Source organism: Haloferula sargassicola, assembly GCF_040362925.1.
In the GTDB taxonomy this organism is placed as follows: Bacteria; Verrucomicrobiota; Verrucomicrobiia; order Verrucomicrobiales; family Akkermansiaceae; genus Haloferula; species Haloferula sargassicola.
Genome location: NZ_BAABRI010000021.1, coordinates 59,116 through 79,197, shown reverse-complemented (window position 1 = coordinate 79,197; position 20,082 = coordinate 59,116). Strand labels below are relative to the sequence as shown.

Below are 20,082 nucleotides of genomic sequence, written 5' to 3'. Positions count from 1 at the left end.
ACGGCAGCTCACCCGCTGAACGCCACCTGCAGCCGCAGGAAGCCCGCGCCCCCCGCGGGCGGCACGGCCACGCGGACCTTTTCGAAGCCGTCCCGCGGCGGGTCGCAGGGTCCCGTCGTCACCTCCGTGCCCTCGGGCAGCTCCGGGCCCCAGATCAACGCTTCCGAGGCGAACTGCACCTCATACGACAGCCCGCGCTCCAGCCGGTCGAGGCGGCGGGGAAACTCGATCACCAGCCGGCCATCCTCGGTGCCGGTGGAGGTGAAGGCCCGCGATTGGGCCACGGCCGGATCGCCGCCGACCGCGTATTCCAGGAGGTTCCGCAGGTGATCGCCGTCCGGATCCGCATCGAAGGCCGGGTCCGCGAGTCCCGCCGACCACTCCGCGTAGGCCGCGGCAGCGGGCGACATCACCGGCCACGACACCGGCACGCTCTCCGGTTCATGACCGTCGGCTGAAACCCCCACCGTTCCGGCAAGCACCGGCCCGGCCGGCAACGCGCTCCAGCTCGCCTCCAGCGTCACGGTTTCGCCGTCCCCGAGTCCTCCGCGACGGCCCCGCCAGCTGCCAGGCGTCAGGCTTTCCTGCACCCAGCCCGCGGCGGTCAGGCCGGTAAATCCCGCGGCGGTGAACTTCAGCTTCACATTGTGGGCATCGGCCCCGGTTCCGCTCAGCCGCACCTGCACGGTGCCCGGCTGGCCGGCCACCAGCGGCTCCGCCGTATCCGCCGCCACCGTCAGCGCCACCGTTTCCGGGTGGCGACGGATCAGGTGGTAGCCCTCCGGCTCCATCAGGGCGTCGATTTCCCCGTAGTAGGTGGGGAGGAAAGCATCGTAGCTGCGCGAGGCGACCGGCGCCGCCGCCGGAACCTCCTCCAAGCCGCTGTGCACCCCCACCACGCACCACTCGCCGTCCTGCAGGATCAGCGTGGGCGAGCCGGAATCGCCTCCTTGGAAACGCAGGTCGCCCGGCCCGCCCGGCTCGTAGGGGAAATCGAAGTAAATGTAGTCCGTGGTATCGAAGCCCGGGCTGTTGACCAGCATCTCAAAGCCCTCGTAGCGCCCGGGCGCCGCCCATCCGGCCTTGCCCACCACCACCAGGTCGCGCTGGAGAAAGTCCGCGCGGGTGGGAAACACGGCCACCGGATAGGGCTTCACGCCGGTCGAGGGATCCAGCGGCTCGGCGAGGGTCCCGACCGTGATGTCCGTGGCCACGCCGCCGGGCGCCACCACTTCCTGCCCGACCAGCGGGTAGCCCCGCACCACGCCGTCCGAGCCGAGGAATTTCAGCTCCCGGGTCTCATCGAAAGGATAGTGGGCCACCCCGATGAAGTGCACCGGCGAGACCATCGCCAGGTTCCGGTGCCACTCCTGCGGCCCGTCCGGCCAGCCGGTGCCCTGCCGGATGATGTTCGGGTCGGGCTCGAACAAGGGGTTGAGCGTCGCATTCGCATACATCTCCCACAGCCACACGAAATGCCCCGAGGAGGTGTCGCGGATCTCCAGCGCGCACGCCGCGCCGGTCATGCCGAGGGCGGACAGCACCGCCGTTTTCATGGGGGAAACCATCATCCTGCCAGGTTGACTTTTACCCTCGCGTAGCCGCGCTGCTGCCGCGGCACACGGATCTGAACCTGCTCGAAGCCGGGCCAGCTCGAGCCGAACGAATGCACCGAGATCGAGGCGCCCGCCGGCACCATGGCGCTCCAGTTCACGAGGTCGGTCGAATACTCCACCGCGTAGCTCAGCCCGCGCGCGGCGGCATCCGAGCGGCGCGGGAAATCCAGCTGCAGCATGCCGCCGATCATCGCCCCCACCGGCTGCGGATCGCCGCCCGCTGCGGCCGGGTTTCCGCCAAAGGCGTACTCCAGCAGGTTCGACAGCCCGTCGTGGTCCGGATCGGCGTCGAGACCCGGCTCCGGCAGCCATTTCGCCCAAGTCTGGTAGGGGTCGGGGGTCGCCGTGCTCACCTGGACCGCGGCCGTGGCCTGCGCTCCGCCGTCCGCCACCGCCGTCGCGCCGACCGACACCGCCTCAGCCGGCAAAGCCAGCCAGTAGGCGCTCAGCGCAGCCGCTGTGCCCGCTGCCAAGCCTGCCCGACGGCAGCTCCAGGTATCGCCCGGCCCGTGCTCGCAGAGCCAGCCCGGCCCGCCGACCCATGACGCCCCCGTGGCATGGATCTCGACCGAAAGATTGTGCGCCATGCCCGCGCCCGCGACCGTCAGCGTCACGCCGACCTCTCCCGGCGAACCGCTCGCCATGGGGGTCACCGCCTCGACCGACACCTGCAGCGTCACCGCCTCGGCGTAGCGGCGTTTCACGTGGTAGCCCAGCGGCTCCATCAGGGCGTCCATGTCCGTCAGATAGTCCGGCAGAAAGACATCGTCGCTGAAAACCACCCAGCCCTGCGGCTTCCACCACTTCCAGATCGAGCTGTGGACGCCCGTCAGGCACAGCCGGCCACCTTCCATCATCAGCGTGGGCGATCCCGAATCGCCGCCCTCGAAGTGGAGGTCCGTCGCCGCGCCGGCCGCCACGACGTAGTCGAAGTAGATATTCTCGGTATTGCTGAAGGGCAGCGCCTGGCCGGCGAGGGTTTCGAAGCCGGAATATCGGCTGGTGGCGCCCTTCCCCGCCTTGCCGATCACCAGCACGTCGCGGTTCAGGTAGTCCGCCCGCGCGGCGAGATTGGCCACGGGAAAGGGCAGCACGCCGGTCGAGGGATCCACCGGCGTCGCCAGCGTCCCCACCACCAGATCGGTCGGCTGGCCGTGGCGCATCACCGACTCCGTCGCGGCGATCGGATAGGCCCGCACCACGCCGTCCGCTCCGCGGAAACGGATCGCATCCGAACTGACGAAGGGATAGTGGCTCACGCTCAGAAAGTGGAGCGGCGAGACCAGCACGATGTTGCGATGCCATTCGTCACCGCCGTTCGGCCATCCGATCGCCCGCAGCAGCTCCGGTGAGGTCGGAAACGCGGTCACCGGCGTCGGATTCGCCGGCAGCCCCGTCATCCACTCGTGCTGCCCGCCCGACTCACTGCGCACGGCAAGCCCGGGACTCGCGCACGGCCACCAACCGCACGCCAAGGCCACAATCCACGCGGATCTCGAGTGACGGGGGGAAATCACTGGTGCGGTCCCCTAGAGAAAGATCCCCCGCTCGGCGAGGTTTTTTCTCAGGCCCAGCAATTCCGTTTCAAACGCCTCCCGAGGCCCGGATATCCTGGATGATCACCTGCAGCGAGGTCCGGCCGCGGAAATGGTTGCGATCGATCGTGAACGCCACGTCCCACGGCGGGTCGGGCAGGATGCGCTCGCCGCCGCCGAAAAAGATCGCCTCCTGTTCGTGCAGGCCCTGACGCAGCGAAAGCCGCAGGTGGTGGTTCTTCATCCGCACCGGGGCCCCGCTCAGCAGCACCCCGGAGGCCATGAACACGGGCTGCGGGTTGCTGTTTCCGAAGGGCTGCAGCAGTTCGTAATCCCGCAGGAAATCCAGCGACAGCGCGCTCAGCGGAATCTCCGCGTCCAGGTAGAGCCGCGGCAGGCGGTCCTCGTCCTTGGTGCGGGTCAGCACATACTCGGCGAAGGCCGCGCGGAAGGCATCCAACTGGTCCTCGTGGACGGAAATGCCCGCCGCCATGTCGTGGCCGCCCCCGGCCTCCAGCAGCGACCGGCACGCATGGATCGCCTGCACCAGGGACACGCCCTCGATGCTGCGACCGCTGCCTTTGCCCACCCCGTCCTCGCCGATCGCCACCACGAAGGTCGGCTTGTGAAACTGCCGCATCAGCCGCGAGGCGACGATCCCCACCACGCCCGGGTGCCAATCGCGCGAGCCGAGCACGATCACCGGCTCGCTGCGATCGCGCTCCGCCAGCATGGCCAGCGCCTGCGTGCGGATCTGGTTTTCGTAGCTTTGGCGGGAGCGGTTGTAGCCCTCCAGCTTGGCGGCGAACTCGTCGGCGCGCCGCCGGCAATCGGTGAGCAGGATGCCCAGCGCGTCCTCCGGCACGTCCATGCGGCCCGCCGCATTGAGCCGCGGGCCGAGCCGGAAGCCCACGTCCATCGAGGTCGCCCGGCCGTTCATGCCGGAGATTTTCTGCAGCGCCTGGAGGCCCGGATTCAGCGTCCGCGGCAGCAGCCGCAGCCCGTGGCGGACCATCAGCCGGTTCTCGCCGACCATCGGCACGATGTCCGCCACCGTCGCCAGCGTCACCAGCTCGAGCAGCGGCTTGAGGTCGAATTCCGGCAGCCTCCGGGTCTTCATCAGCGCGTGGACCAGCTTGAAGCACACCCCCGCCGCGCACAGGTAGGTCGGCCCGCCGCCGAATTTCGGGTTCACCAGCGCCGCCACGTCCGGACGGCCCCGCGGACCCGGCTCGTGGTGGTCCACCACGATCACGTCCACACCTTTTCCGCGCAGCGCCGCGATCTCGTCCACCGAGACCGTCCCGCAGTCCACCGCGATCAGCAGGTCCGGCTTTTCCCCCTCCGCCATGCAGCGCTCCAGCGCCTGCGCGCTCAGGCCGTAGCCCTCCGAGCTGCGCCGCGGGATGAAATGGCGCGGCTTCAAGCCATAGGCCAGCAGCGCCCGCCGCATCACGGCCACCGAGCTCACGCCATCGACGTCGTAATCGCCGTAAATGAGCACTTTTTCCTGCCCGTCCACCGCCGCCAGGATGCGCTCCACGGCCTGCCTCATCTCGCCGATCTCGAAGGGATCCGCCAGGTTCTGGAGCTTCGGCCGCAGGAAATCCTCCAGCGCGTCGCCGGCCGGCAGCCCGCGTTGTTCGATCAGATGCCGCAGGATCGCCGGAAACGCGCCGCCCGAGCCGTTTCCATTCATCAGGAAAGGCTGGCCGCGGAGGATCCATTGGCGGGTTGTCGGCATCGTGTCGGGCCAACCTGAGCGAGCCGCCCGCAAGACACAAGACACATCCCCCGGCGAGCCCGCCGCCTTTTCCGCGGGAACTCTCGCCTTGAGCCGCCGCCCGCCCGGCGCAAGATGCGGGCGATGGCAGAACTCGTCCGCGTCGAACCGATCGCCCTCATCCCCACGCCCGCCGGCTGCGCGGTGTTTTTGGGCGATGGGCACAAGGCCATCGTGTTCTACATCGACAACGCCATCGGTGCCTCCATCAACACCGCCATGGCCGGCCAGACGCCGCCGCGGCCGCTCACCCACGACCTTTTCCTCACCACCCTCCAAGGCTTCGGCGCGCGCGTCAGCCGCGCCGTCATCGTCGCCATTGAGGAGGACATCTACTACGCCCGCCTCATCCTCGAGGCCGAGAACGAGATCATGGAAAAGAAGATCGTCGAGCTCGATGCCCGCCCGTCGGACTGCATCGCGCTCTGCGTCCGCACCGCCTCGCCGATCTACGTGGTGGCCGAGGTGTGGGCCGAGCTCGAGGACATGAGCCCGGTGCTCGAGGAGCTGCGGCGGAAGAAGGAAGAAGGCGGAGAATGACAGGATTTCCGCCTCGGGCGGGCGGCGATACGTTTCGGTATCATTACCCGAAATAGGGAGTGGAAGTTGCTTCCGCTGCCCCTGCGAATCCGGTTTTCTGGTGGGGTCTAGCAGGATTCGGCCGTGCATTTCCGCGGCCGTCCCGCTCCCAAACCCACCAACCCATGTCCGATCAGGAACACGCCGTCACCGACGAGTTCGAGCGCCAGCCCGTGCCCGAATCCGCCCTCAAGGGCCCCGGAAAATTCTGGGGCATGTATGCCGGGGAACACACCGCCGGCACCGAGTTCATGATCGGTCCGCTGTTCCTTGCGGCCGGTGCCAGCATCCAGGACCTCATCCTCGGCCTGCTGCTCGGCAACCTCCTCGCCACCCTCACCTGGCGCTTCCTCGTCACGCCGATCGCGATGCGCAAGCGCCTCACCCTCTACTACCAGCTCGAGCGCATCGCCGGCGGCGGCGCGGTCAAGCTCTACAACTTCGTCAACGGCGTCCTCTTCTGCTTCCTCGCCGGCGCCATGGTCACCGTCTCGGCCTCCGCCGTCGGCGTGCCTTTCGGCGTCACCTTCGATGTCCCGGAAAATTGGTACCAGCTCGGTTCGCCCGCCTTCACCGCCATCGTCCTCGTCGTCGGCGCGGTCATCGCCGCCATCGCCTGCCGCGGTTATGAAATGGTGGCCCGGGTGGCGAACATCGCCGCCCCCTGGATGATCATCGTCTTCGCCGCTTGCGGCCTCGTTTCCTACGCGCAGATGAAGTCCGGCGCGCCGTTCACTTGGGACGATGCCGTCAGCTTCGTCCAGGCCAAGAAAGGCGTCCAGCAGTTCGGCTTTTGGAAAATCGTCATCTTCGGCTGGCTCTGCAATGGCGCCATGCACTTCGGCATGGCCGACCTTTCGATCTTCCGCTTCGCCCGCGACAAATCCTCCGGCTGGGCCCCCGCCATCGGCATGTTCCTCGGCCACTACGTCGCCTGGATCTGCGCCGCCCTGCTGCTCGCCGCCCAGATCAAGCTCCACCAGGACACCACCGCCAACCCCGGCATGCTCGCCTGGCGCGCCATCGGCTGGACCGGCATCGTCTGCGTGATCATCGCCGGCTGGACCACCGCCAACCCCACCATCTACCGCGCCGGCCTCGCCTTCCAAGGCATGTTCCCGAACTCGAAGCGCGTCACCATGACGCTGCTCGCCGGCGCCATCGCCACCGTCGCCGGCGCCTTCCCCACCCTCTCCGGCAAGCTCCTCGACTTCGTCGGCACCTACGGCACCGTCCTCGGCCCGATGGGTGCCGTGATCTTCGTCGATTTCTGGCTGATGAAAAAATTCCACCTGCGCAGCGAGTACGCCCACGCCACCGGCTCCCGCTTTCACCCCGCGGCCCTCATCGCCTGGCTGCTGCCCGTCATCGCCGGCCTCTACCTCATCTACGCCCAAGGCGTCTTCGCCGCCTACCTCGTGATCCCCTGCTGGCTCGTCTGCGGCCTCCTCTACCTCGGCCTCAGCCTGGCCACCCAAAAGAAAGCCTGACCCATGAAAGCCTTCAAAATCGGCGCCCTCGTCGGCCTCATCCTCACCGCCATCGGTCCGGTCCTCGTCTTCACCGGCACCCTTGATGTCGAAAAGAACAAGACCATCATGCTCATCGGCATGCTCCTCTGGTTCCTCGGCGCCACCCCCTGGCTCGGCTCCAACAAGCTCCAACCCGCCGACAAGGAAGTCGAAATCTAGCCGCGCTGCGCGGCAGATCGTAGATCGAAGATAGTAGATCGCAGATCCCCCGCTGCCCCGGTCCCTTCCATCTGCCATCTACGATCTTCCATCTACGATCTCATGTACACCCTCGCCCGCGAACAATACGCCTCTCTCGGCATCGACACCGAAGCCGCCCTTCAACGTCTGGCAAACATCCCCGTTTCCATCCACTGCTGGCAGGGCGACGACGTCGGTGGCTTCGAGAATCCCGACGGCCAGCTCGGCTCCGGCCTCGCCGTCACCGGCAATTATCCGGGCAAGGCCCGCACCCCCGATGAACTCCGCGCCGACCTCGAGAAAGCCCTTTCCCTGATCCCCGGAAACCACCGCCTCAACCTCCACGCGATCTACCTCGAGACCGACACCAAGGTCGAACGCGACAACATCGAAACGAAGCACTTCCAGGGCTGGATCGACTGGTGCAAGTCGCAGAACCTCGGCCTCGACTTCAACCCCTCCTGCTTCGCCCACCCCAAGGCCGACAGCGGACTCACCCTCTCCTCGCCCGACGCCGGCATCCGCCAGTTCTGGATCGACCACTGCAAGGCCTGCCGCGTCATCGCCAACGACATGGGCGCGCAGCTCGGCGACAAGACCGTCACCAACATTTGGGTCCCCGACGGCTACAAGGACACCCCCGCCGACCGCATGACCCCGCGCCAGCGGCTCAAGGACTCGCTCGACGAGATCCTCGCCTTCGACACCCCGCACAATCTCGACGCCGTCGAATCGAAGCTCTTCGGCATCGGCTCGGAAGCCTTCGTCACCGGCTCCCACGAATTCTACCTCGGCTACGCCCAGCAAAAGCAGATCCTCCTCTGCCTCGACGCTGGCCATTTCCACCCCACCGAGATGATCTCGGAAAAGATCAGCTCCTGCCTCTTGTTCGTCCCCGAGCTGCTGCTCCACGTCTCCCGCGGCGTCCGCTGGGATTCCGATCACGTCGTCACCCTCTCCGACGAACTCTACGCCATCGCCCGCGAAATCGTCGCCAACCAGGTCGAGGATCGCGTCCACATCGGCCTCGACTTCTTCGATGCCTCGATCAACCGCGTCGCCGCCTGGACCATCGGCGTCCGCAACACCCTCCGCGCCCTCCTCGCCGGCCTCCTCGAGCCCACCGACAAGCTCCGCCAGGCCGAACTCGAAGGCGACTACACCACCCGCCTCGCCCTGCAGGAGGAAATGAAGACCTTCCCGATCGGCGCCGTCTGGGACGAGTACTGCAAACGCAGTAACACCCCCGCCGGCCCCGCCTGGCTCGACGAAGTCCGCGCCTACGAAAAGGCCGTCCTTTCCCAACGCTAAGGAGAGCGAGTTTTCAACTCGCCGGGCTCTCCATCCAATCGGACCGCGGGCTTCAGCTCGCCTGTCTTATGCTGAAGCTCGCAGTTCGCTCCCGTTCGCCGGCTCCTGAATCGACTACCATCCGCCGTCGATCCGGACTTGGGGTTAAATCTCATACGTCGGCGCAAAAGCATCACTGATTAGCACCGGAGCATCACTGATTAGCACCGGAGCATCACTGATTAGCACCGGAGCATCACTGATTAGCGCCGGGGCATCATTGATTAGCGCCGGGGCATCATTGATTAGCGCCGGTCCTTCACTGATTAGCGCCGGTCCTTCACTGATTAGCGCCGGACCTTCACTGATTAGAACCGGAGCTTCACTGATTAGCCTCCGACCTTCATGGATTTGCCCTTGCGTCGCCTCAATACGTCGGCATCGACTCGCAGCGGAATACCGCGTCCAGCTCGTTCTTATCCTTCCGCGGATTGTAGCGAACCGTCATGGCCATCCGTTTCTTCGGCTCTATCCAGTCCTTCCAGTGGATCATCAGGGCAGCGCCGTAGTCCTTATGCTCGACCACGGCCTTGATCTGCGAATCCACACTGCCGATCGCATGCTTCGTTTCGACCAAAAGGATTCCGTCCTTCGAAAGGCTGCGCCCTCTCACGCCTACGACGAAATCAGGAAAAAACCTTCCACCATCGGGCCGCACGATCGCCACCGAGTATTTCTTCCGCGGTGGATTCCGGTGCCACCACAGCACCGTGCCCGTGGGGTCGTTGTCCAACAGCTTGGCAAACTCCACCTCCCATGGGTTCAAGTCGCCCGGGAATACCCCGTAGATGTTGCGGTGCGACGCGTTGAGAGCGGTCGCAGACTCGATGAAGCCCGGTAGCGGCTCAGCTTCACGCGTGGTGGAAAAACGGGCGGCACACTCCTTTTCCACGTCGGAGAGCAGGTTCGGATGCCTGACGAGAATCAGTGCCAGCGCTGCCTCCAGCCGGTCCTCGTCGTCAGCCACTTCGCCGAAGCCGTGGTTCACGAACTCCTTGGCCAATCGCTTCAGCAGGTGATCCAGCAGTTCCTTCGCGCTGAGGTACTGCTGGCGTAAGAGCATCGCCTGCGCCTGCCGCTCCGCCTTCTCGATGTCGATCCGCGCCTTGATGATCGACCGCTCTTCCTCGGCAACGACGCCCCGGAAATGTCCACGCTCGACCCGGATGATCTGCACATCGCTCGCCAGCCCCTGAAGCAGCTTCGCGTCGTCGAACTTCACCTGCTGCTGGATGCACTCGAGCAGATCATCGATCTCCAACGGCAGCTCCTGCGTCCGAAAGCGCATCGGAGCCTCCTTCTTTCGCTCATAGCGATGAATTCCCTCCGCAGGATGTTCCTCCCGCCTGGCCCGGTCCTCCTCGCGTGCTGCCTCCGTGACTTGATCCAGCAGATCCAGCATCTCCTGCGAGGTTTCAACCGCCTTGCCCGCGGGAATCCTCTCCGCACCTGCTGGCTTCGGCAGTTGGCCGACAGCCTCCTCGTCCGGCTCGTCGAGCCGCAGATCGGGCTGGTTGTTCGTCACCACCTGCACCTGCGTGCCGCCGGCCACCCGCGTGATCATCGTGAACGGGCTCGTCTGCGTGAGCTGGCTCTTCAGCTTGTTGATCTTCTCCGCTGCGGCCGTGATCCCTGCCTGGCTGTCCGAGTCGGCGAGGAAAAGATAGCCCTCGCGCAGCAACGGCGGCAGCTCCCGGCCTTGCAAACGCCGGTGGACCCGCATGATCCGGCCGACGAGTTGGGTGCCGAAATCCGTGTCCTTGATCGCCCGCATCGACGCCATCACGAAGGCTCGCGGCGCGTCGAAACCGAGCGCTGCCGCCATCTTGAAAATCAGCACCTCGACCTCCTCGTTGTGAGCGATCGAGAGAAAGTTCTCGTCCGGCTCCTTCGCGGTATGCACCGCGATGCTCTCCTCCGCGAAACCGAGCCCCTTCAGCGCCACCTTGGCCTCGTCGACCGCGCCGGCCCCGCTGCCCACCTGCACCAGCATCAGCGGCACGAGGTTCACGCCCATCGACGCCAGCTCCTGCTTGATCCGTGCATGCGTCGTGCAGGCGTCCTGCAAGGCCGCCGCCTCGAAGTCCGCCAGCGCCGCCTGGTCCGGCGGGGAAATGTAGGCAATCGACTTCACCCCCGGCTTGATCAGGCCGGCCACGCCGGGGCCGTTGCACTCCACCGCCTCGATTCGCGCCACCGTCACCCGGTGCAGCTCCATGATCCCCGCCGCCTTGGTGAACTTCTCGGCGTCCGAATCGTCGGGCGTCGCCGTGATCATCAGCGAGTAGTCCGGAGCCAGGAGGTCGCGATAGAGCTCCATCGACTGCGAGGTCGAGCTGATCCCGTGGTGCGCCTCGTCGATCACCACGCCGATGCGGAAACCGTCGGCCCGCAGTTCTTCGAGCATTTCGTCGAAGGACGGGAAGCGCTCGCCGTCCTGGCGCACCTTGCGCGCGTCCGCCGCGCGGGAAACCACGCTCGCCCAGGTCAGGATGAAGGTATCGCCGCTGCGCGTGCCGTTCGTCTGCCGGTCGGAGGCGAGATCGCGGACCCTCAGGCCGGGATGGTGGTCGCGCAAGGACATGCCCGCCTGCCCGACCAGCCCCTTGAACGGCGCGAACCAGAACCACACCACCTTTTCCTCGGTGGCGAACTTCTCGGCCACCGTGCCGGCCATGATCGTCTTGCCCGCGCCGGTCGGCGCCTTCAGCAGCACCGCGCCATTGTAGGAAAACGCGCGCCGCTGGTCGGCCGGACCGATCGCCTCGTCGTAGTAGCCCTTCGCCGCGCGGAACAGATCGAGGATGTTCGCGATGTAAGGCTGCTGGAATGGCTTCGGCGCGATCATTTCTTCAGACCGAAGCGGTCGATGAGGGTTTGCGGGATCGGAAGGATGGTCACGCCCGGGCGGTCGAAATGCGCCGCCACGGCTTCCGGCTGCCAGGTGTAGAGTGTCGCGTCGGAGCGACCGTCGAGTTCCTTGGCCGTCCGTTTCAGCACCGCGTCGGAGAGCGTTGTCAGGTAGGCGACCATCGAGGTTTCCGTCGAGCGCACGAACAGGCGGCCCGAAGCCACAGGCTCGGCCTCCGACCAGCTCGCGAAGTGCATCAGCTGGAGTTGCAGCCAGACCTGGACGTGATCGATGCGGCGGACCACGCGGTTCATCGGGATGCGCTTCGTGCGCAGGTAGGCGAAATTCCCGCCGGTGCCAGGCGTGTCGCCATAGCCGGAAACCACGTTCGCCACCCGCTGGCGGCACACGTCCCGGCAAAGGTTCTTCTCCGCCTCGTCCTCCGTCGCCTCGGTGTTCGAGACGAGGATGAACCGGCGCGGCGTTTCATCCGGGGTCTCGGCGTTGAGCTTCAGCACCGCATGCGCCGTCGTCCCCGAACCGGCGAAAAAATCAACCACCAGGTCGCCGGGATTCGTGGCGATGCGCAAGATGCGATCGATGAGGCGGACGGGTTTGGGGGTGGAGAAGGCGGTTTGGGTGCCGAGTAGAGCGCGGATCTCCTTCGCCGCTTCACCGGTGTGCCCGACTTCATCATGTGGCCACCATGTCCACGGAACGAGCCCGTCAACTTCGCTGAGAAACTGTTTCACCCGGGGCACGCCGTTCCCGTCTTTGCCCCACCAAAACCGTTTGTTTTCCTTCAGCTTGAGATACTCTGGCTCCGTTTTCGCCCAGCAACGCCCGTCAGGCGGCACGTGGACTTTTCCATTTGGAGCAGTGATCTCATACATCTGATTGGGGCGGAATCCCTGGGCGGTAAATGAAATCGATGTCCAACGTCCACGATCGTCGTCGTCAGGGTTTTTGTAGACCTTTGACTGCTTCTCGCCCAACGGAATCAAACCCCGGCGCTTCTTCAGCCCGTCGACGTCCAGCGAATAGACGAACAGGTATTCGTGCGCATCGCCGATGCACTCCCGATTCTCCCGCGAGTAGCGCTTTTGCCAGATGCAGCTGGCGACGAACGCTTCCTCTCCGAACACCTCGTTCATGAGCAGGCCGAGGTGGAAGACCTCGTTGTCGTCGATGGAGACGAAGATGGCGCCGTCGGGGGCGAGGAGGTCCTTGGCGAGGGTGAGGCGCTGGAACATGAACTCCAGCCACATCGAGTGCCGCCAGGCGTGGTCCTTGTCGACGAAGCGGTCGTTGTAGACGAAGTCTCGGTTGCCGGTGTTGTAGGGCGGATCGATGTAGATGCACTTCACCTGCCCGGCGTAGGCGGTGCGCAGCGCGCGCAGGGCGTCGAAGTTGTCGCCCTCGATGATCAGGTTTCCAAACGGCCCCTCGCCGGCATGCAGCTCCGCCACCGGCTCCAGCACCACGAAGTCCTCATTGAGCGCCCGGTCGTGTTCGATCGCATCCCGTTCCCAAACCAGCCCGAACTTCTTCCGGTCCCGCGCCTCCAGCAGCTCGACAAGCTGCTCACGGGTCAGGTCACGGTAGTTTCGTTTCGGCATGCGCTGCCAAGGATCTAGCAGGGCGGCCAAGGGCTGGCAACCATGAGGCAATTCAACAGCCTAGCGCTCGTCGGAACCCTGGCCTACTGACAGCTTTCGCACGCCTCCAGCGAGGCGGGCGATGAGGCCCCAACGGTGTGGGTCTTGAGTGCCTCCAGCACCCCTTGAATGGCATCGGCCTCGGTCGCTCCGATGGCGGAAATGCCAAAAAGGGAGATGGAAGCAATCCACACCTTGCCCATCTGGGCGACTTCGAAGGTGGATTGGCGGCGGTTGCTCATAATCTGAAAATTTCCGTGGCGCGTGTAGCGACCCCACGGAGGTCGTCAATAATTATCATCGAAGAACCCGGCCACGCAAGACGCCAGTGAGTCGTGCTCGGAAAAGGTCCCAATCAAAGTCCGGTGGGCGCTTCCGACGAGCTTTGCGACGTCGTCGGCTCTCCCCTCGACGTGAAATTGGAGAAAACAGGGAAGGTTGGCTGTGAACTCCCCCTTCAAACTTGTGAATTTCAGCGGCATTCCAGCGAGAGCGAAATCGTTCACCGCACTCTGGTAACATTCCTCAGTGGGACAGGTGAGGCAGACCAGCGCCTCGCTCTCGACAGCGACGGGCTCCTGGCGGCTGACCACGAGAAAGAGAGTCACGTTCCCAGGATTCTGAATGCCCGCCCATTTGATTTCTCCACCGTAAAGACTCACGGCCAACTCGTTGCAGATGGCTCCGGTGTGCTGCCGTTCCTCCTTCGCCGCAACGAGAAGGTCTTTGAGCGCTGCCGACGTGCTGGAAGCCGGGACTTTCTCAATGTCTCCCCACTGACCCAGCCAAGTGGTGCATTGAGGGAAAACCTGCTCTTTGGAGACCACCCGCTTGAGGGAGCTGAAGCCTTCAGCCACCACCACGTTGTGAACCACTTGATGGGGATGGCAGCCGTTCACGCAGATCCAGTCTCGTGCATTCGCAATCGCAGCTTGCGCGGGGCGAACATCGACTCCGTTGGAATTGAGAAATGGCAACACCGCCGCATCCGCCTCACCACTCTTCACCATCCCTACAACTTCTTCGAAGCTGTCCGGGGCAGGTATGGGTGTGGCGACCGGAAACCGCGCCATAGCAAATTCATGGCTGAAACTGCCTTCGGGGCCAAGGCAGGCGACCTTGGAAGGTGTGAGAGCGCTCATTTGAACAAAATCGAAAGTTACGACCCCTGCCCGATAATCAAGTCCCAATCTTCAACTCAAATATTGAAGAAGCCCTTATCGCGCGTGACACCAAATCACAGCGGGCACCCAGCCGGGTGCCCGCCGTGGGGTGGCCGGGATCAGGGGGTGGGCTCGACGGCCTGATGGGGTTCGGGAGCGGCCGCCTGGCCGAGGTCGCGGACGAGGCGAGCGGCTTTCCAGGAGTCGGCGAAGCGGGTGCCGGCTTCGGTTTTGCGGAAGCGGAGGACGAGGCGGTCCATTGTGGGGAGCAGCTGGCTGAGTTCCTCGAAGCGCGGGCGCAGGAACTCGGTCAGGGCGCGGCGGCGGGAAATGGCGGGGCGGGTGAGCGATGATGATCTCAAAGCCCACGGATGGCTGGCTTTCATGGGCTCAGGGGGAGAGCGGGCTTCTTGGAAATTCGTCCGGGCCGTTGCCGGTATCGACCCGGCGGGTTAGAAGTTCGAGTCTGCCGTTTTAGGCTTGGATTCTGCCGTTTTGGGCGCTGACTGGTCTTTTAGAGGCATCATTTCAGCCATTGCAGGCATCGAATGCGCGTCGAGAGGCAGCAACTAGGCCTTTACGGGCTTTAACCGATTCGTTTTAGGCATCGCACAGTCTGTTTTGGGCATCGACTAGTCCGTTACGGGCATCGACTAGTCCGTTACGGGCATCGACCAGTCCGTTACGAGCATCGACCAGTCCGTTACGGGCATCGACCAGTCCGTTGCCGGCATCGACTAGTCCGTTACGGGCATCGACCAGTCGGTTGCGGGCATCGATCAGTCCGTTGCGGGCATCGACCAGTCCGTTGCGGGCATCGACCAGTCCGTTGCGGGCTTCGACCGGTCCGTTGCGGGCTTCGACCGGTCCGTTGCGGGCTTCAACCCGCGCGTTGCGGGGTTCGACCGTGTGGGTGCGGGGTCTTCCATCTTCATGACCGAGGGGGTCTTTTTTCGGGGAGGTGGGCCCTGCGCCGCGGAGAGAGGCGCGGGTTATCGCAGGCGGGACGCCTGGGCTCCTTTTCCCAGGGCGCTCCTCCACCTTCCGCCTTCTCAAGGTTCAGCCTTCTTACGGTGCGGCCTCCGAGCCGCCGAAGCGATAGAAGTTCCGAGGGACGGTTTCGATGACCTCGACGCGGAGTTCGACATATCCTCCGACAGGCTCGGAGAGCGTGGCGGGGGCCTGCCACCCGCCGCCGGCCGGTCTTTCGACGACCGGCTCCCAGCTTCCCGTCAGCAGGGACGAACTGGATTCGATGAGTTGCGACACCCCGGCGGCCACCGTTTCCGGGACGGTGATGGACACGGTGGTGGTGGTGCCGCTGCGCGAAAGGCTCATACGGGGGGCGGAGGTCGGATCGTCGGGAAGACTTCCGAGCAGGTACTCGATGAAGTTCTCAAGGCCGTCGCCATCGTCATCGCCCGAAGGCCCTTCCGCCAAAGTATAGGCGGCGGCGAACTCCGCGTAGTTCGCAAATCCGCCGCCGCCGTCGCTGACCGAGAGGATGCCGCTGGCGGCCAGCTGGCTGGTGTCCCAGCTGAGGTCTCCGGAAAGGGCGGGCAGGCTGACCGAGGTGAAGGCGCCCGTCGTCGAGCCCGCGGTCCACAGGATGAAACTCTCGCCGCCGGCCGGCAGGTAGCCGCCGATGAAGCTCACCTGCAACTCGCCTGCGAGCGTGAGTCCGCCGGTGACATCGAAGGCATCATGGCCGCTGCCGCGCGCGGTGCCTCCGATCTCCATTTGCAGCTTCGAGGAGGCGCCGAGAGCGAGGTCGCCGGTGAAGTCGATCAGGCCCGCCGAGGCGCCCGGGGCGAGCGTTCCCGACATCGCGGTGTCGCCGGAAATCGTGCCGCTCCCGCCCAGGCTGCCGCCCTGGATGGCGAGCGGCGTGGTGGAGGAAACGGTCCCGCCTCCCAGGGTCAGGGCGCCGCTGGTCTGGGTGTAGCCGGCCCCGAACGACAAGGTGCCGCCGTTGACGCGGACGACATTCCGATTGGTGAAGGCGACGCCGATGGCGGTGGTGGTGCCGGCTCCGCTCTTGGTGAAAAGACCGGCCGTGTCGTTGGTGATCCCGCCGTTGCTGCCGCCGTGGGAGACGCCGACCACGCCGGAGCCGTCGGTGATTTCGAAGGTGCCGCGGTTGATGAAACTCGAGCCCGGATTGGCGCTGGAGCTGCCCGCGATCGACAGGTTGCCGCCGCCGCTCATCGTTCCGTTTCCGGTATGGATGAGCATCGCTCCGCTGCCACCGCCGCCGGTGCCGAGGGTCTTGAGCCCGCCACCGGTCAGGGAAAGATCGTTGGCATAAGTGGTGGCACCCGAGGCCAGCGTGCCGCCCGACCAGGTCATGGACCGGTTCGCGACCAGCGACGAGCTTCCGCTCCGCGTCCCGCCCGACATCACCAGGTGGTCCGTTTCCGCCGGGGCCTGCGTGTTGAAGGTCACAGTGCCGCCGGTGAGGTTCGTCGTTCCGAAGTGATCGATCAGAAAGCTGCTCTCAGGATCGAAGGTGACGTTCGCTCCGGAAAAGGTCACCTCGCCATCGCCATCGATGCTCGCAAACAGGTCGAGCAAGCGCGTGCCGCCCTCGAACTCCAACTCGCCAGCATCGGTGACGTGATAGTCCCCCGACAGATCGGTGCCGCCCTCGCGGATCTCGAGGGTGCCGCGGGAAATGTTCACCTCGTCGCTGTTATCGAAAAAACACTCGATCCTCGAGGTACCGTTGTCGGCCTTGTTGAAGGTTCCTTCATTGAGGAAACGCCCGTCGACTCCTCCGCCGGTGCCATCCGTGATATCCGATGAGCTCTCGATGACATAAGTGCCTCGGTTGATGAATTGGGAGCCCCGGTTGTTGATCGCCAGGTCACCTCGGCTGTGATCGACGGTTCCTTCACTGGTGAGGATGGTGGTCGTGTTATCTCCGAGGTTGCGGGTCAGGTTGCCGCCCTGCGAGAGGTCGAGGGAGCCGCTCACCGTGAAATCCCCCTCGGTTTCGATCGCGCCGTACTCCCAGATCAGGTCGACCACGTCGACATCGCCATCGCCGAGGATCTGGCCCGAACTGGCATCGAGGTGGAGGGTGGCAAGATTGACGTTGGTTTTGAACTCGACCTCGCGGGTGACCAGCGTGGTGCCGGTCACGTTGTAGTTGGCGCCATCGATCACGGCGTCGAGCCCGGCGAACTCGATCGTGCCATTGCCCGAGATGCTGTCGCCCGAGCCGAACTCCCGTGCGCCATTGAAGGCCAGCGTGCCGCTTCCGGATGCGCTGTAGCTGCCGCCGTCGCTCTCGCCCTGAGAAACCAGCAGCCGTCCGCCCGAGACGTTCACCGCCCCGTGGTTGTCGAAGGTCACGTTCAGCTGGGCGTTCGCCGAGCCGGTCTTGTTGACCGTGCCGTGGTTGGTGAAAGTGCCCGCCCGGTTGCCGGAGGTCGATGAGAAGACCCCGGCGCTGCTGGTGAAATTCCAGGTCCCGTTGTTGATCAGCTCCGAGCCCGGCAGGGACGATCCGAACTCGCCGGCGACCGAAAGGTTTCCGCCGCTCAGGTTGGCCACGTCGTTGTTGATCAGGGTCGCCGCGCCGCCGTTGAATTCGCCCAGCACCTTGGTCCCGCTGCCGCTGAGCGTGATGCCGTCCTCGGCGATCACCGTGATGACGCCGCCGAAGCGGCCGGTTCCCGTCCAGGTCAGCGGTCCGTTGAGGCGCAGCGTGGTGGCGGCCGTGGCGGTGATCAGCGCGTCGTCGAGGTCGAGTTCGTCGATCGTCCGCGAGGAGTTGAGCGTGAGGCTGCCGGAATCGACCACCACATCCGCGCTGCTGCCGCTGGGATCCCCGGTGGGCGACCACTTGCTGTTATCGGTCCAGTTCCCCACGGACCCATCCCAGGTAAAGGTGGCTCCATGGGTCGCATGAATGAGAACGAGATAGGATCCAGCCAGCGCGATGAGAGATCGGGGAGATGACATGAGATTCGGGGGAAAATGACACCTTACCCTTGTCAACCGCATCCGTCGGTCAAGGCTTTCCCTCCCCTCGCCGGCGCCCCATTGCGCGAAATTTCCCGCCTCCTTCCCGAGTCCTTCGAACGCCGGCGTCGGGGGGATGCCCCCCACCGCGCCATGGCGCTGACCATCCGAGGCTCGACTCGCCACCGCGCGCGTGGATGCTCGCGGGCATGGATTTCCCGAATGTCGCGGAGCTGAAGCAACAGGCCGGCGAGTCGCCGCAGCGCTTCACGGTGGATGTCGAGCTCCAGTCGCGCAGCGAGCGGCAGACGAAAACCGGCAAGCCCTACCTGGTGATCACTTTCGCCGATTCCACGGGCAGCTTCGCGCTCAACGCGTGGTCGGACGCGCCGCTGTTCGAGGCCGCGGCGGGCTTCAAGGACGGCACCGCGCTGCGGCTCGACGCCGAGTGGATCCAAAACCAGTACGGCCTGAACGCCGCCAACCTCCACTGGGAGCGCCTCCAGGGCAGCGACCTCGAAAGCTTCTACACCGGCGATCCCGCCACCCGCGCGCGGCAGCAGCTGGCCTGGGAAACGATCACCTCCTTGGTTTCCTCGATCCGGGACCCGCGGCTCAGCGCGCTGTGCGATCACTTCATCGCCGAGTTCGGCGCGCGGTTCCGCCGCACCGCCGCGGCGCGGAAAAACCACCACGCCCGCCGCGGCGGCTTGGTCGAGCACGTGGCTCAGATGATGCGCGCGGCGGACGCGGTCTGCGGCGTGTATGCCGAACTGAACCGCGACCTGATGCTGGCCGGCGTGCTTTTCCACGACAGCGGCAAGCTGTGGGAAAATCCCTACCCGGAAACCGGATTCACCCAGGGCCAGACGATCTACGGCGAGATGCTCGGCCACATCCCGCTGGGCATCGAGCTGGTCAACAAGCTCTGGCACGACGTCCTCGAAAGCCCGGCCGCCAGGGGATGGCTGACCGAGGAGCCGCCGAGCGATACCGTGCGCCTGCACCTGCTCCACCTCGTGGCCGCCCACCACGGCGCCTACGAGTTCGGCTCGCCGACGCTGCCACGCACGCCGGAGGCGATCGCGCTGCACCACATCGACAACCTCGACGCCAAGCTGGAGATGATGAAGGACGCCTACGCGGAGAGCGGGCAGATCGTGCCCGGGATCTATGAAAAGCGCTTCCCGCTGCCGGCCAACCTGGTCGAGCCACTGCCCGCCTACGAATCCGCCCCGACCCCGCCTGCGGCGGAAAAGCCGGCCGGCCAACTGCTCTAGTTTCCCCACCGCGATGGAGCAGTCGGAAGGCATCATCACGCGGCTGACGAAGCTCACCGACACCAGCCTGATCGTCCACTGGTTCACGGCGGAGGACGGGCTGATCAAGACCGTGGCCAAGGGCGCGCGGCGGCCGAAGAGCCCGTTCGCCGGGAGGCTGGACCTGTTTTTCGATGCCCAGCTGCAGTGGGCGCGCTCGCGCGGCGAGCTGCACACGCTGCGCGAGGTCACGCCCGGCCGGCTGCGGGCGGCGATCCGCGGAAATTACCCGTCGACCCTGCTGGCCGCCTATTTCTGCCGGCTGCTCGAGCACGCGGTGGAGCGCGACCATCCGGAGCCGGAGCTGCACGACCTGCTGCGGCGGGCGCTGGACCATGTGGACGAGGCCGGCGCGTCGCAGCGGGCCCTGGATCATTTCGAAAAGGAGCTGGCCCGGCTGCTCGGCCTGTCCTCGCCGCGGCAGGCCGCGGAAACGGTGCTGCGGGAGGCTCTGGGCGGGCTTCCCCCGCAGCGGGAGACCTTTCTAGCGACTTTCGCCCCGGGACGGAGTTTCCCCTTTCCAGACGGGGATTCCCGCCGTAGCTAG

The 20,082-nt window shown here is 65.4% G+C and carries 16 protein-coding genes; 6 read left to right on the top strand and 10 right to left on the bottom strand.

Annotated elements, in window-relative coordinates:
- Nucleotides 1-8 precede the first annotated feature (8 nt).
- The 3 genes from ABXH26_RS16970 to recJ all read right to left on the bottom strand — a co-directional run bounded on the left by ABXH26_RS16970 (nucleotide 9) and on the right by recJ (nucleotide 4,895).
- Nucleotides 9-1,556 carry a trypsin-like serine peptidase gene (locus tag ABXH26_RS16970; RefSeq protein ID WP_353568287.1) on the bottom strand — a complete coding sequence of 516 codons (1,548 nt, stop codon included), beginning with the start codon at nucleotides 1,554-1,556 and terminating at the stop codon, nucleotides 9-11.
- A gap of 11 nt (nucleotides 1,557-1,567) precedes the next feature.
- Nucleotides 1,568-3,049 carry a hypothetical protein gene (locus tag ABXH26_RS16965; protein WP_353568286.1) on the bottom strand — a complete coding sequence of 494 codons (1,482 nt, stop codon included), beginning with the start codon at nucleotides 3,047-3,049 and terminating at the stop codon, nucleotides 1,568-1,570.
- Nucleotides 3,050-3,200: 151 nt separating this feature from the next.
- The gene (gene recJ, locus ABXH26_RS16960) at nucleotides 3,201-4,895 is read right to left on the bottom strand and encodes a single-stranded-DNA-specific exonuclease RecJ (RefSeq protein ID WP_353568285.1); all 1,695 of its coding nucleotides are present in this window, start codon (nucleotides 4,893-4,895) and stop codon (nucleotides 3,201-3,203) included.
- Nucleotides 4,896-5,018: 123 nt separating this feature from the next.
- Here recJ and ABXH26_RS16955 point away from each other — a divergent pair, with 123 nt between their 5' ends.
- The 4 genes from ABXH26_RS16955 (at nucleotide 5,019) to ABXH26_RS16940 (ending at nucleotide 8,536) form a co-directional block, all read left to right on the top strand.
- A complete protein-coding gene (locus ABXH26_RS16955; RefSeq protein ID WP_353568284.1) occupies nucleotides 5,019-5,474 on the top strand; it encodes a bifunctional nuclease family protein in 456 nt (151 codons plus the stop codon).
- Nucleotides 5,475-5,638: 164 nt separating this feature from the next.
- Complete coding sequence (locus tag ABXH26_RS16950; protein WP_353568283.1) at nucleotides 5,639-7,003, top strand: purine-cytosine permease family protein; 1,365 nt, start codon at nucleotides 5,639-5,641, stop codon at nucleotides 7,001-7,003.
- A gap of 3 nt (nucleotides 7,004-7,006) precedes the next feature.
- A complete protein-coding gene (locus ABXH26_RS16945; RefSeq protein ID WP_353568282.1) occupies nucleotides 7,007-7,204 on the top strand; it encodes a hypothetical protein in 198 nt (65 codons plus the stop codon).
- Nucleotides 7,205-7,306: 102 nt separating this feature from the next.
- Nucleotides 7,307-8,536, top strand: a complete 1,230-nt coding sequence (locus ABXH26_RS16940; RefSeq protein WP_353568281.1) for an L-rhamnose isomerase — start codon at nucleotides 7,307-7,309, stop codon at nucleotides 8,534-8,536.
- Between the two features lie 406 nt (nucleotides 8,537-8,942).
- Here ABXH26_RS16940 and ABXH26_RS16935 read toward each other — a convergent pair whose 3' ends face one another.
- The 7 genes from ABXH26_RS16935 to ABXH26_RS16905 all read right to left on the bottom strand — a co-directional run bounded on the left by ABXH26_RS16935 (nucleotide 8,943) and on the right by ABXH26_RS16905 (nucleotide 18,216).
- The gene (locus ABXH26_RS16935; RefSeq protein WP_353568280.1) at nucleotides 8,943-11,423 is read right to left on the bottom strand and encodes a DEAD/DEAH box helicase; all 2,481 of its coding nucleotides are present in this window, start codon (nucleotides 11,421-11,423) and stop codon (nucleotides 8,943-8,945) included.
- Nucleotides 11,420-13,045 carry a site-specific DNA-methyltransferase gene (locus ABXH26_RS16930; protein WP_353568279.1) on the bottom strand — a complete coding sequence of 542 codons (1,626 nt, stop codon included), beginning with the start codon at nucleotides 13,043-13,045 and terminating at the stop codon, nucleotides 11,420-11,422. The genes ABXH26_RS16935 and ABXH26_RS16930 overlap by 4 nt, the downstream gene beginning before the upstream one ends.
- 83 nt (nucleotides 13,046-13,128) lie before the next feature.
- Complete coding sequence (locus ABXH26_RS16925; protein WP_353568278.1) at nucleotides 13,129-13,326, bottom strand: hypothetical protein; 198 nt, start codon at nucleotides 13,324-13,326, stop codon at nucleotides 13,129-13,131.
- Nucleotides 13,327-13,371: 45 nt separating this feature from the next.
- Nucleotides 13,372-14,226: a prephenate dehydratase domain-containing protein gene (locus tag ABXH26_RS16920; RefSeq protein ID WP_353568277.1), complete on the bottom strand. Its 855-nt coding sequence runs from the start codon at nucleotides 14,224-14,226 to the stop codon at nucleotides 13,372-13,374.
- Between the two features lie 140 nt (nucleotides 14,227-14,366).
- Nucleotides 14,367-14,633 (bottom strand): hypothetical protein, encoded by a 267-nt coding sequence (locus ABXH26_RS16915; protein ID WP_353568276.1) that lies wholly within the window; start codon nucleotides 14,631-14,633, stop codon nucleotides 14,367-14,369.
- A gap of 214 nt (nucleotides 14,634-14,847) precedes the next feature.
- The gene (locus tag ABXH26_RS20605) at nucleotides 14,848-15,288 is read right to left on the bottom strand and encodes a hypothetical protein (protein WP_434783435.1); all 441 of its coding nucleotides are present in this window, start codon (nucleotides 15,286-15,288) and stop codon (nucleotides 14,848-14,850) included.
- Nucleotides 15,289-15,315: 27 nt separating this feature from the next.
- The gene (locus tag ABXH26_RS16905) at nucleotides 15,316-18,216 is read right to left on the bottom strand and encodes a beta strand repeat-containing protein (protein WP_353568275.1); all 2,901 of its coding nucleotides are present in this window, start codon (nucleotides 18,214-18,216) and stop codon (nucleotides 15,316-15,318) included.
- Nucleotides 18,217-18,425: 209 nt separating this feature from the next.
- Between ABXH26_RS16905 and ABXH26_RS16900 the strand changes: the two genes are divergently transcribed.
- Entirely contained in the window at nucleotides 18,426-19,496 is a 1,071-nt protein-coding gene (locus tag ABXH26_RS16900) for an HD domain-containing protein (RefSeq protein ID WP_353568274.1), read from the top strand.
- Nucleotides 19,497-19,509: 13 nt separating this feature from the next.
- Nucleotides 19,510-20,082, top strand: coding sequence for a DNA repair protein RecO (gene recO / locus ABXH26_RS16895; RefSeq protein ID WP_353568273.1), 573 nt, complete (start codon nucleotides 19,510-19,512; stop codon nucleotides 20,080-20,082).